Origin of the sequence: Polaribacter butkevichii, assembly GCF_038024105.1 — a bacterium.
Lineage (GTDB): Bacteria > Bacteroidota > Bacteroidia > Flavobacteriales > Flavobacteriaceae > Polaribacter > Polaribacter butkevichii.
In genome coordinates this window covers 1630433-1643645 of sequence record NZ_CP150661.1, presented here as the reverse complement: position 1 = coordinate 1643645, position 13213 = coordinate 1630433, and the positions used below count along the sequence as shown (strand labels likewise).

At 29.4% G+C, this 13213-nt stretch carries 13 protein-coding genes; 6 read left to right on the top strand and 7 right to left on the bottom strand.

What is annotated here, in order from left to right:
* Positions 1 to 12: 12 nt before the first annotated feature.
* From WG951_RS06875 to WG951_RS06855, 5 genes are all read right to left on the bottom strand, one after another.
* The gene (locus tag WG951_RS06875) at positions 13 to 930 is read right to left on the bottom strand and encodes a bile acid:sodium symporter family protein (RefSeq protein ID WP_105050479.1); all 918 of its coding nucleotides are present in this window, start codon (positions 928 to 930) and stop codon (positions 13 to 15) included.
* A gap of 50 nt (positions 931 to 980) precedes the next feature.
* On the bottom strand, positions 981 to 1622 hold the full coding sequence (locus tag WG951_RS06870) for a DUF4159 domain-containing protein (protein ID WP_105050480.1): 642 nt from the start codon (positions 1620 to 1622) through the stop codon (positions 981 to 983).
* Positions 1623 to 1661: 39 nt separating this feature from the next.
* Entirely contained in the window at positions 1662 to 2369 is a 708-nt protein-coding gene (locus WG951_RS06865) for a 16S rRNA (uracil(1498)-N(3))-methyltransferase (protein ID WP_105050481.1), read from the bottom strand.
* Between the two features lie 97 nt (positions 2370 to 2466).
* The gene (locus tag WG951_RS06860) at positions 2467 to 3588 is read right to left on the bottom strand and encodes a GTP cyclohydrolase (RefSeq protein WP_105050482.1); all 1122 of its coding nucleotides are present in this window, start codon (positions 3586 to 3588) and stop codon (positions 2467 to 2469) included.
* A gap of 30 nt (positions 3589 to 3618) precedes the next feature.
* Positions 3619 to 4773 (bottom strand): transporter, encoded by a 1155-nt coding sequence (locus tag WG951_RS06855; RefSeq protein ID WP_105050483.1) that lies wholly within the window; start codon positions 4771 to 4773, stop codon positions 3619 to 3621.
* 178 nt (positions 4774 to 4951) lie between these two features.
* Here WG951_RS06855 and WG951_RS06850 point away from each other — a divergent pair, with 178 nt between their 5' ends.
* From WG951_RS06850 to WG951_RS06825, 6 genes are read left to right on the top strand one after another with little or no spacing between them, the layout of a single operon-like run.
* Positions 4952 to 5212: a DUF4834 family protein gene (locus WG951_RS06850; RefSeq protein ID WP_105050484.1), complete on the top strand. Its 261-nt coding sequence runs from the start codon at positions 4952 to 4954 to the stop codon at positions 5210 to 5212.
* A gap of 3 nt (positions 5213 to 5215) precedes the next feature.
* Positions 5216 to 7639, top strand: a complete 2424-nt coding sequence (locus WG951_RS06845) for a YfhO family protein (RefSeq protein ID WP_105050485.1) — start codon at positions 5216 to 5218, stop codon at positions 7637 to 7639.
* Positions 7632 to 8147 (top strand): methyltransferase, encoded by a 516-nt coding sequence (locus WG951_RS06840; protein WP_105050486.1) that lies wholly within the window; start codon positions 7632 to 7634, stop codon positions 8145 to 8147. The genes WG951_RS06845 and WG951_RS06840 overlap by 8 nt, the downstream gene beginning before the upstream one ends.
* Positions 8134 to 9378 carry a glycosyltransferase gene (locus WG951_RS06835; RefSeq protein WP_105050487.1) on the top strand — a complete coding sequence of 415 codons (1245 nt, stop codon included), beginning with the start codon at positions 8134 to 8136 and terminating at the stop codon, positions 9376 to 9378. Before WG951_RS06840 ends, WG951_RS06835 begins: the two co-directional genes overlap by 14 nt.
* Complete coding sequence (locus WG951_RS06830) at positions 9375 to 10640, top strand: glycosyltransferase family 4 protein (protein ID WP_105050488.1); 1266 nt, start codon at positions 9375 to 9377, stop codon at positions 10638 to 10640. Before WG951_RS06835 ends, WG951_RS06830 begins: the two co-directional genes overlap by 4 nt.
* A gap of 1 nt (position 10641) precedes the next feature.
* Positions 10642 to 12129, top strand: coding sequence for a lipopolysaccharide biosynthesis protein (locus WG951_RS06825; protein WP_105050489.1), 1488 nt, complete (start codon positions 10642 to 10644; stop codon positions 12127 to 12129).
* On the opposite strand, the gene WG951_RS06820 is transcribed toward WG951_RS06825, so the two are convergent.
* Positions 12120 to 12428, bottom strand: a complete 309-nt coding sequence (locus WG951_RS06820) for a DUF6122 family protein (RefSeq protein WP_105050490.1) — start codon at positions 12426 to 12428, stop codon at positions 12120 to 12122. The two genes, WG951_RS06825 and WG951_RS06820, sit on opposite strands and share 10 nt — an antisense overlap.
* A gap of 137 nt (positions 12429 to 12565) precedes the next feature.
* Positions 12566 to 13156: a Crp/Fnr family transcriptional regulator gene (locus WG951_RS06815; protein ID WP_105050491.1), complete on the bottom strand. Its 591-nt coding sequence runs from the start codon at positions 13154 to 13156 to the stop codon at positions 12566 to 12568.
* Between the last annotated feature and the right edge of the window lie 57 nt (positions 13157 to 13213).

Genomic DNA, 13213 nt, shown 5'->3' with positions numbered 1-13213 from the left:
ATAATTTTATAATTATTTTAAAGATGATTTTCTGCCCCAATAAGTGGCTAATGCCATGCCAGAAAAAACATCCCACACTCCCCAAAAGGCAGCTAATAAAGCCATGCCTCCTAATCCTTCAAAGAAACCAAAAATAAGCAATAAACCTAAACCTCCATTTTGTATTCCTGTTTCCATAGCTATTGTTTTGCAGTCTTTTTTATTCAATTTAAAACTTTTTGCGGTATAAAACCCCAAAAAGTAAGCAAATATGTTATGAAATATCACCAAAAATAATACGTGGTGAATATGATTTACAAAAACATCTAAATTTTGAGAAAAAGCAATAAAAATTAGCGCAATAAAAACCAACATAGACAGCGGTTTTAAAACCTTTTCTATTTTGCTAGCCATTTTAGCATGGTAATGTTTAATTAGCATACCAAGAAGTAAAGGAATTCCTAAGATTAATGAAACGAGTTTAAACAAATCAAAAGGGTTTAAAGAAACTGTTTTTAAAATTTGATTTGTAGGTTCGTATAAACTTCCCCAAAATTGAAGGTTAAACGGAGTCATTACAATACAAATTAAGGTTGCAAAAGCAGTTAAGCTCACAGATAATGCTGCATTTCCGCCAGCCATTTTACTAAAAAAATTAGATACATTTCCACCAGGACAAGCAGCAATCATCATCATTCCTAAAGCAAAACTAGGATGAGGTTTTATCAATAAGATTGCTAAAAAAGTAAATGCTGGCAATAATATAAATTGCGATAAAACTCCCACAAAAACTATTTTAGGGTTTTTAAAAAGTCGTTTAAAATCGTCTACACTAATTGCTAATGCAACACCAAACATAATAATAGCGATAGCAATATTTAAAACCCATAAACCACTCTCATCAAAATTTATTTTAATGTCGTCTATATTTATATCTATGTTGTTTTGCATGGTTTTGAATTAGTAGAGAGGCTAAAAAACTTATTTTTGCTTAACGCTTACTAGTTTTTAAAAGCAAATTCAATAATATTTGCACCCATTTTTAACGATTTTTCACGAACATTCTTTGGGTTGTTATGCACTATTTCATCTTCCCATCCATCACTTAAATCGGTTTCATAATCATAAAAAACAACCAATCTACTTTCGTAAAATAAACCAAAGCCTTGTGCTGCTTTTTTATCATGTTCATGAATTTTAGGAATTCCGTTTTTAAATTTATACGTTTGATTATAAATAGGATGATTGTTGGGTATTTCTTTAAACTCTAAATTCGGAAACACTTTTTTCAATTCTCTTCGGATGTGCTTGTCTAAACCATAATTATCCGAAACATGTAAAAATCCGCCAGAAATTAAATAATTTCTAAGGTTGTTTGCGTCGTCATCAGAAAATAAGATATTTCCATGCCCTGTCATAAATAAGATAGGGAAGTTAAAAATATCTTCGCTGTCAATAGTTACTGGTTGTGGATCTTTAGAAATATGAGTACCAATATTTGCGTTTGCAAATGCGATTAAGTTAGGAACTGCAGTTGGGTTTGCATACCAATCTCCACCACCATTGTATTTAAGAATGGCAACGTCTTGTGCATTTACCGAAAAATATAGAAATATGAATATTAGAAATAAAGGTTGCTTCATTAATTATTTTAGTGAGAATTGAAAGCAATATAGTAAAAATTACTGATTGATAAACGAAACCGTATTTACAGCCACCAAAGCTGCCGTTTCTGTGCGCAATCTACTTTCTCCTAAAGAAACAGGAATCATGTTTTTTGCCAAACATTTTTTTATTTCATCAGGAGAAAAATCGCCTTCTGGTCCAATTAAAATGGTTGTTTTTTCTGAGGGGTTTACAACAGATTGCAATAATGTTTTTTCTTGATCTTCACAATGAGCAATACAAACTTGTCCTTCAAAATCTTGTTTTATAAAATCGGCTAATTTTACAGGAGCATTTAGTTTTGGTAATGTAAATTTTAAAGACTGTTTCATTGCAGATTGAAGAATCTTTTCGAAACGTTCTAGTTTTACAACTCTGCGTTCTGAGTTAGCACAAATAATTGGTGTAATTTCATCAATACCAATTTCTGTAGCTTTCTCTAAAAACCATTCAATTCTGTCATTTAATTTTGTTGGCGCAATGGCAATATGCAAGTAATAACTCCACGGTTTTGGTTTTTTCTGAGCGTTAATAATAATTGCTGCACACCTTTTATCGTTTGCAAAACTAATTTCTACATCAAATAATTCTCCTTTACCATTGGTGATTTTTAAGATATCACCTTCTTTTTTTCTTAAAACACGAACAATATGTTTGCTCTCAATTTTATCAAAAGTAATTTGTGTGGTTTCTGTAGAAATTTCTGAATTATAAAATAATTGCATGGTTATGAGTTCAAAATTTAATATGTAAAGTTGAGATTTCTCAATCGCTAAAAAAGCTCATTTCGAAATGACATTCGTTCGGGTTTTTGCCTACTGCTTACTGAATATTCTTTCGATACGTTCTACGTCTTTTATGAGTTACGGGATCAAAGTTTTCCCATAATTTTTTAATAGCTTCATTGTCTTCTAACTCGGGAGTTCTAATACAATTATCGATTCCTAGAGGCGCAAAAGTTTTGGTGTATTGATCAAAAATAATAGCATGTACTCCTTTGTTTTGGTAATCTGGATGCACTCCAATTAAGTAAAAAGTAACGTCTTTAGCATGTTTTCTTGCATGTAATAAATGGAACAATCCAAAAGGAAATAACTTTCCTTTGGCTTTTTGTAAAGCTTCAGAAAAAGAAGGCATCACAATAGCAAAGGCAACTAATTTATTGTTTTCATCAACCACAAATTTTATATATTCTGGGTTGATAAAACTAATGTATTTCTTTTTAAAAAAAGCAATTTGAGCATCAGAAATAGGAACAAAAGAAGATAGTTTAGAGTAGGAAGCACTAAAAACTTCAAACATTTCATCTACATAAGGCATAATATCTTTTGTCTTTGTAAAATCTAATGCTTTTAATTTAAAACGTCTTTTTATAATGCTGCTAATTCTATCAAAATACACACCATCAACATTTTTAAACTTAAACTTATTCTCTAAATATTCTTTCTCTTTTACAAAGCCTAATTGTTCTAAATGCTCTTTGTAATATGGGTGATTGTACCAAGTAATCATGGTACCTATATGATCAAAACCTTCGACTAAAACACCTGTTTTGTCTAGGTTGTTAAAACCAATAGGGCCTTCTATATATTCTAATTTATTTTCAAGGCCAATTTCTTTTACCTTATTTAATAAAGCTTTACTTACTTCAATATCATCAATAACATCAAACCAGCCAAAACGCATTTTTTTAATTTGTTGCTTTTCAACCTCAAACCAATTGATAATTGCAATAACTCTACCAACAATTTTACCGTTTCTAATGGCTACAAAAAACTGTGCATCAGCATTTTCGAAAACAGGATTTTTTGTTGGGTCAAAATTATCAACTTCATCCTTAATTATAGGTGGTACCCAATATTTATTATCTTTATATAACGAAAAAGGAAATGTAACAAATTGTTTCATTTCCTTTTTCGTTGTCATTTTTTTAATTGTAATCATATTACAAAAATAGTATTTCTAATTGTTATTTTAGTCATCTTCCTTTTCAACTTCTTTCTCTAACTCTTTAATTTCTCGTTCTAGTTTTTCTATTTCTGTTTCTTCTTTTTTCTTTTTCTTACCAAAAATCCCTAAAAAGCCACCTTTCTTTTCTTTTTTTGAAGCACTTTCTCTACTTCTTTTTCTGCTTCTTTTTTTAATTGTTTTCTCTTTGTCTTTTTTCTTGAAAATATTAAAAATTCTATTAAAGAAACTATTTTGTTTTTTATTATATCTACTTATTGGAGTGCTTTTTAGTTGTTTTCCGTTTTCGTCTAAATCGGTATATGCATCGTGATGTGCATCAATTCTGTAAGAGATTCCTAAACCAGCATAAAAACCTTGAGATTTCCCTTCTTTAAGATATCTGGCAGAGGTGTTAATTTGTAAATCTTGATGAAAAAGATAGGCTAAACCAGCACCTAAATTTAAATTATTTTGATCATTTAAATAGGTTGCTTGATGCTCCAAAAAACCAGACCAATTGTAGTTAAAGTTTTGGGTAGCGGTAATGATGTATGAGAATTCAGAAAAATCGGTTCCCATTTTATCATAATACACATTATAAATAATATTAAACTCGTCGGTAAGGTTTTGTTGCAGTAGTAGACCTAGTTTTGGCGATACACTTTCTGCTTTATAATCTTTACTTACAACATCTGTATTTACACCTAAATAAAGAGCTACAGAAGGTATTAAACGTTTTTTGTCATATGCGTTTCGTCTTCTCCAACTTCTAATTTCTTTTGTCTTATCGGTGTATTCTGGTTGAAACAATAAATACTTTGCACCAATGGTAAATTTACTAAAACCAGAAGTAAAATAATGAGACGTAAATATGTTTTTAAAAGCTACTTTATCTTTTTGATAGGTTACTTGAGCATTTAATTCTAATTTTTCAAGAAAAAAACCAGTTCTAAAAAGTAAATCTGCACCATAAGCTTGTGGTCTCGAAAAAAGAGGTTCTACACTTGTATTTTTAAAGAAAAAATTACTCTCAAACTGATAAACGCCAGTACCAACACTATAAGGGCTTTCCGAAAAACCAGGTTTATTGGAGTTTATGATATCTGTGTATTGTGCTTGTAAGGAATGGTTTACAAGTATAATAAAGGTGATAGAAAGTTGTAGAAAAAGTTTTTTCATAAATTAGGATACGATTTTATAAGTTGTATCTATCTGTTACACAAACATAGGTTAAAAAAGCTATTTTTTAAAAGCAAACGATAGTTTTTTGAGTTTAAGAAAGTTTTATAGTTTCTAAACGCTTCAATTGTGTTCAAATTGTTATTTTTGATTGATTTTTTTATAAATATATATTTGAATGGGATTATTAAAAACAATTTTTTTTATTGTTCTTTTTTATTATGCTTTTAAGTTTTTAGCAAAATTATTTGCGCCTTTTTTAATTAAAAAAGCAGCGGAAACAATTCAAAAGAAGGCAGAACAGCAATATGGAGGAGCGCAACAAGAACAAAAAAGTACTGTTTCTGAAGGAGAAACCGTAATAGATAAAAAACCAAGTAGCCAACAACAAAGTAAAAACTCTGTTGGAGAATATGTGGATTTTGAAGAAATAGAATAATTTATGAAATTCACCAAATTTTTACCTTATGTAGGTGCTGTGGCCATTTTTGCTTTGGCTTCCATTATCTATTTTCATCCGCTTTTAAAAGGAGAAAAACTAAATCAGTCTGATATTACTCAATTTACCGGAATGGTAAAAGAGATTAATGATTTTAGAGCAGATAAGAATGCAGAACCTTATTGGACAGGTGCTTCTTTTAGCGGGATGCCAGCATATCAGGTAAGTGCCTATTATCCGAATGATTTTGTAAGGGTTTTAGATAGAATTTTACGTTTTTTACCAAGACCAGCAGATTATACTTTTTTGTATTTTTTAAGTTTTTTTGTGTTAATGATGGCGTTAAAAGTCAATTGGAGATTGGCTATTTTAGGATCGCTCGCCTTTGGTTTTTCTACTTATCTCATCATTATTTTTGGAGCAGGACATAATGCAAAAGCGCATGCAATTGCATATATGCCTTTGGTTTTAGCGGGATTATTATGGGTTTTTCAGAAACGATATATTTTGGGTTTTTTGGTAACTGGAGTCGCAATGGCTTTAGAAATTTATACAAATCATCCTCAGATGACCTATTATTTGGGCTTTGCCTTAATAATTTTAGGTATTGTAGAATTGATCCATGCCGTTAAAGAAAAGATAATTCCTACTTTTATAAAACAAGTTGTTGTAATTCTTGCTGCGGTTTTATTAGGCATTGGAGCTAATTCTTCTCGTTTAATGGCCATGAAAGAATATGCAGATCATAGTACTAGAGGGAAATCTGAATTAACAATTAATCCTGATGGAACAAAAAAAGCGGCCAGTAAAGGATTAGATAAAGCTTATATTACAGAATATAGTTATGCCAAATTAGAGACTTTTAATTTATTCATTCCACGTTTTATGGGTGGGGGAACGGTTGAAAAATTAGGAGAAGATTCTAACTTTTTTCAAACCATAGAGGATAAAGCAGGTAAAAGCGCAGCAAAGGAGTATTCTGCGCAGGCACTTACCTATTGGGGAGATCAAAATATTGTAGAAGCACCTGCTTATATTGGTGCCGTAATTTTCTTTCTATTTTTCTTAGGAATTTTCTTGGTAAAAGGACGTTTAAAACAATGGTTAGTTGCTGCAACAGTCTTTTCAATTTTAATGAGTTGGGGAAGGAATTTTGATGTTTTAACCAACTTTTTTATTGATTACTTTCCTTTATACAATAAATTTAGAGCAGTTTCATCCATACAAATCATAGCCGAATTATGTGTGCCTATTTTAGGGATATTGGCATTAAAACAATTCTTTTCTTCTAAAATTTCTTCGGATGAAAAACAAGACGCACTTAAAAAAGCAATATATACTTTTGGAGGACTAATTATTGTAGGATTTTTATTAGCACACGGATTTTCTACTTTTGAAGGAATAAGAGATGCTCAATACAAACAGTTACCAGGTTTAACAGATGCTATTATTTCTGATAGAAAATCGATGTTATTTATGGATACTTTGCGTTCGTTATTTTTAATGATACTTTCTGCAGGTGTTTTATGGATGCTGTTAAAAAATAAACTAAAACAAGGGATTGCAGTAATTGCATTAACGGTTTTTGTGTTGTTCGATTTAATTTCTGTGGACAAGAAATATGTAAATGAAGACGATTTTAAATCAGCAAGAAAAATAGAAAAACCATTTACAGCTTCTACAGCCGATAAAATGATATTGCAAGACAAAACACATTATAGAGTTGGTAATTTTACAGTAAACCCAATGAATGATGGAAGTACCTCTTATTTTCATCAATCGATAGGTGGGTATCATGCCGCAAAATTAGGACGTTATCAAGAATTGTTCGATTTTCAAATTGCTAAAAATAACATGCAAGTTTTAAACATGTTAAACACAAAGTATTTTATTATTGGTAATGATAAAGGAGAAAAGCAATCGCAATTAAACCCAGATGCTAATGGCAATGCTTGGTTTGTAGAACGTGTAAAAGTTGTAGGTTCTGCAAATGAAGAAATACAAGCTTTAGATTCATTAAACACCAAGAAATTTGCTGTTTATCAAAAAGAGGCTTCTAAAGAAAGTAAAATTAGTTTTCCGAAAGAAATAGATACAACAGCAACTATAAAACTTTTAAAGTATGATGTTACCACGTTAACGTATCAATCTAAAACAGCAAAAAATCAGTTTGCCGTTTTTTCTGAAATCTATTATAAAGATGGTTGGAATGCTTATGTTGATGGAAAATTAACACCACATGTAAGAGTAAATTATGTGTTACGCGGGATGACAATTCCTGCCGGAGAACATATCATCGAATTTAAGTTTGAGCCAAAAGTAATTCAGCAAGGAAAAATTATTTCATTATCATCGTATGCTTTATTATTGTTGATAACAGCTGGTGGAATTTTTTATAATCAAAAGAAAACAAAAATGAATGTATAGTAAAATTCCATCTAAAAGATACGAACACACTTTAGCTTTTTTGCAAAAAGTACTACCAAGTCCGGCAGTAATTTTAGATTTAGGTATTAGAAATCCTTTTTCTGAAATTATGGAACAAAACGGGTACACTGTAATTAATACAGAAGGAGAAGATTTAGATATTCTGCCAGAAATAGTAAAAAAACATAAGGTGGATGCTATTACGGCTTTCGAAATTTTTGAACACTTATTAGCACCTTTTAATGTGTTGAGAGAAATTGAAGCAACTAAATTAATTGCAACCATTCCTCTAAATTTATGGTTTGCAAAAGCCTATAGAAGTAAAACCGATATGTGGGACCGGCATTATCATGAGTTTGAAGATTGGCAATTTGATTGGTTGTTGGAAAAATCTGATTGGAAAATTCAAGAAAAAGAAAAATGGACAAGCCCGATTGATAAAATTGGATTTAGACCTATTTTACGCAAATTTACTCCAAGATATTACGCAGTGTATGCAACCAAATAAACCAAAAGTGCAATCTATTTTAATGATTGTAGATGGATATTATCCTGCAGATATAAGAGTTAGAAAAGAAGCTGAGTCTTTAGCCTTAAAACACACTGTATTTGTTTTATGTTGTAGAAAAGAAAATGATCAAAAAATAGAGGTAATTAATAATGTAACTGTATTAAGAGATATCTACTACAAAAGTTTTACAGAAAAAGGATTGATTGATATGCGATTAGCTATCAATTTTGTGCATCCAAAGTTTCATGAGATTTTACCAGAAATTATCAAAAAAAATAATATTAATGTACTTCATGTGCATGATTTACCTCTTGCAAAAACTGGGTTTTTAGCAGCTAAAAAGTACCATTTAAAATCTGTTTTAGATTTACATGAAAATTATGCAGCTGCTTTATTAACTTGGTTTTCTTGGAGAAAGAATCCTGTAATAAGATTAAAAAATAAACTATTTTTTAATTGTAATAGATGGCAAAATTATGAAAACCGTATTATAAAAAAGTATGATAATATTATTGCGGTTGTAGAGGAGATGAAAGACAGAATTGTTGCTGATACCTTAATAGATGAAAGTAAAATTACTGTAATTACCAATTCGGAAAAAAAAGACTTTGTTGCGAATTTTAATACAATCGAAGATTCATTTTTTAAGGCACATAAAGATCAATTTATTATTTCGTACCTTGGTGGGTTTGGACCTCATAGAGGATTACAAACAGCCATTGAAGGGATGCAAGAGGTTTCTAAACAAATCCCTAATGCATTATTGGCACTCGTAGGTCCTGCAAATAAAGATGTGAGAAATTATTTAGAAAATTTAATAGATGAATTTGATGTTCGTAAAAATGTAGTTATTTACGGTAGTCAACCATTTAAAGAAGTTGCTAGAATTATGCAAAGTTCTGCTGTAAATATTATTCCTCATATTTCTAATCTACATACAGAAAGTACCATTCCGCATAAATTATATCAGGTTTTACTATCAAAAAAACCGTTATTAGTATCTAATTGCGCTCCTTTAGAAAGAGTTGTAAAATCGAATGACATTGGATTCATTTTTAAAGCAGGAAAAGCCAATAGTTTTTCTAAGGAAGTGGTAGAAATTTATAATAATTATGAGCTAGCAACCCAAAAAGCTGCTAATGGTTTTGAGTTAGCCTACAATGGTGATTTAAACTGGGAGTTTACTGAAAAAAAACTGCTACATTTATACGATAATTTAGAGTCTTGAAAGTATTAATAATTACATATTATTGGCCACCTGCAGGCGGTTCTGGAGTGCAACGTTGGTTAAAGTTTGTAAAATATTTACAAGAATTTGGTATAGAACCTGTTGTATATACGGTTGATAATGCCAATTATCCGAAAGAAGATGCTACGCTTATTAATGAAGTACCCGATAATATAGAAATTTTAAAACAACCTATTTGGGAGCCTACAGATGTCCTTTTTTGGAAAAAGAACAAAAAGCAAAAAAGCGGAATTTCTAATGTAAGTAACGGGGGAGTTTTGTCTTTTATTCGTGGTAATTTTTTTATTCCAGATCCTAAAGTTTTTTGGGTAAAGCCTTCTGTTAAGTATCTTCAGAAGTATTTAGATGCTAATAAAATTGATACGATAATTTCTACCGGTCCGCCACATAGTATGCATTTGATTGCTCAGAAATTACATCAAAAAAACAATATTAAATGGCTTGCAGACTTTAGAGATCCTTGGTCAGATTTATATTATAACAAAGATTTTAAGCAATTGTCTTTTGCTAAAAATAGAAATAAAAGGTTAGAAGAAAGTGTTTTAAAAAATGCAAATTGTGTGTTAACTGTTAGCAATTCTCTAAAAGAAGAATTTGCTAAAAAAGCAAGTAGAATAGAAGTGATTACCAATGGTTTTGATGATGAAGTTTTAACAAGTAACACAACTGTTTTAGATGCTAAGTTTTCAATTTCTTATATAGGTTTATTGCCAAAACAAAGTAATCCTAAAAGATTATTTAAAGTTTTACAACAATTATGTATAGGTAATTCAGCTTTTAAAAATGATTTACAATTAAATTTTATTGGAGATATTTCAGATGAAGTAAAAGAACAGATTTCACATAATAATTTACTTGATAACACAAATTTTGTTGGGTATGTTTCTCATGATGTAGCTATTAATTATCAACAAAAAGCTCAGGTTTTATTATTGTTGATACCGAATGTTGAAAAATCAAAAGGAATTTTAACAGGAAAGTTGTTTGAATATTTAACAGCAAAAAGACCTATTGTAGCCATCGGTCCAGAAGATGGAGATTTATCAGAAATTTTAAAAGAAACCCATGCTGGAGTTGTATTTGATTTTGATAATGAAGAGAAATTATCATCAGAAATAGAAAAATTATATCATCAATATAAAATAGGAAATTTAGATGTAAACTCTAAAAATATAGAGAAATACCACAGAAAAGAATTAACCAAAGAGTTAGCTTTGATTATTAAAAGTTTACATTTATAAAATGGGAATTATATTAAAACAGTCTTTTAAAAACACACTTTTTATTTATCTAGGGTTTGCCTTTGGAGGGATAAATACGTTATTTTTATATACCCGTTTTTTAGAAGATGAGTATTATGGTTTGGTAACTTTTTTATTGTCTACATCTAATTTGTTAATGCCGTTAATTGCATTAGGAATTCATCATACAATTGTAAAGTTTTTTTCTAGCTATTTTACAAAATTAGAAAAAGATAAGTTTTTATCTTCCGTAATTTTTTTACCATTATTAATTGCAATTCCCATAGCTTATTTTGGTAATTTATTTTATCAAGAAATTGGAGATTATCTATCCATAGAAAACCCGATTATTAAAGATTATACATTTGTTATTTACTTAATAGCAGTTGCTTGTTCTTATTTTGAGATTTTTTATTCTTGGGCTAAAGTTCAGTTTCAGTCTGTTTTTGGTAATATATTAAAAGAACTTTGGAATCGAGTAATAGTTATGATACTGTTATTTGCTGTTTACTTTGAATTGATTACAAAACCTGAATTTATTTACTATTTAACGGGTGCTTATTTTTTAAGAATGTTTATAATGATGTTTTATGCACTTAGTTTATACATGCCAAAATTTACACTTTCTAGGCCTGATAACTTTAAAGAAGTAATTCGTTTTTCTGGATATATTATTTTAGCGGGAAGTGCAGGCGCTATTATTTTAGACATCGATAAATTTATGATTCCGGGTAAGGAATCTTTAGTAATTGCAGCTTATTATTCGGTAGCCGTTTTTATAGGTTCTTTTATAGAGGCACCTAGTAGAGCCATGTTAAACATTTTACAGCCTTTAACTTCTAAGACGTTAAATGAAGAAAATCATAAAGAAGTAGCTTCTTTATATAAAAAGAGTTCTATTAACTTATTATTAATTAGCGGCCTTTTCTTTGTGTTAATAAATGCAAATGTTGGTCAGTTATTTAACTTGTTACCAAAAGAGTATGGAGGAGGAACAATGGTAGTTCTTATGATTTCTGTACTGAAGCTTTACAATGGTTTTTTAGGGAATAATGGAGCTATTATAAATAACTCTAAGTTTTATAAAATAACATTACCCATTAGTATTTCTATGGCTTTATCTGTTTACCTTTTAAATAAACTTTTTTATTACGAATTAGATATGGGAACAGATGGTTTGGCTCTAGCAACTTTAATTGTTATCTTTTTAGCAAATACATTTAAGTTGGTTTTTGTTAAAGCTAAGTTTTCTATAACTCCTTTTACAGATAAGTCTTTACAGATGATTTTAATTATCATCGGTCTTTATTTGGCTTTTAATTTCTGGGATTTTCCTATAACAGATATTTATGTTTGGCAGTTTCCTGTACATCCTATTATAAATATTCTTTTAAAAAGTATTTTGATTATAGTGGTATATATCTTTTTAATTTTAAAACTTAATATTTCTAATGAGTTTGATAATTTGCTTAAAAAATATTACAAATAACAATCTATATAGTCTGTAAGCATATGAAATAAGAGAGCAATACAGAGTACCCTTGTTTTCTTAAAAAATAGCCCAACACTATAAATTGCGATGGCAATATAAGAATGCAAAGGATGAAAGTTAATACTACATCTATCTTTGTCAAAAATTGGAGTTGCTAATAAATGATCTAAATCTACAAGCATAGAACAGATAAAAATTAAATAAACAACTTTCCAATTACTTTTAAAGAAAAAGTAAGCTATAAAAAGAGGCGCTACAAAATGCAGTCCGTAGTGTATTATAAATGGTATTTTCATAAACTAAAAAAAGGCCTATTTAAAATAAATAAGCCTTTATATTTATTGCTAATGTAACAATAAAATTGGGGAAATAATATTCTGCAAATCTAAGGTATTAACCTATGTTAGAAATTAACATATGTTAATTGAATAGGTTATTTTGAGTATATTTCCTTTCTAATTCGACTTAATTGAACAGGTGTAATATTAAGATAAGATGCTATATGGTATTGTGGTATTAGGTTTTCTATATTTGGTATTTGTTTTTTTAATTTTAAGTATCTTTCTGTAGCGTTTAAAACGGATAAATCGTAAATTTTAGACTCTAAAGTAAGAAATACCATTTCTAAGATTATATTATACAAATTAGACAAACCAATATCATCTTTTGTTAATTCTATAAAATCATTAAAATTAATGGCATAAACGTCGCAATCAGTTAAACAATCATAAGACAATCTAGATGGTTTTTTAAGAATAAGAGCTCCTAATGCTCCTGTTGCTCTAAAGGGGGTAAAAAGATGTCTTATATATTCTTTACCTTTATCATCTGTATAATAAGATCTAATAACGCCAGTTTTAAGAATATAAATATCTTTGGGTAATTCTCCTGCTTTAGCAATTGCGGCTCCTTTTTTTAAACTTTTGCCTCTAATAAGTAACAATATTTTATCTATAGACTTTTTAGGAATATGATCTATGGTCGCAAAAAAGTCTGTTAGAAATTTCATAATAAAATAGTACATTACCTCTAGTTTTAAAATATAGAAAGAGGTAAAATGATGCTTAAAGTTAAGACTTTT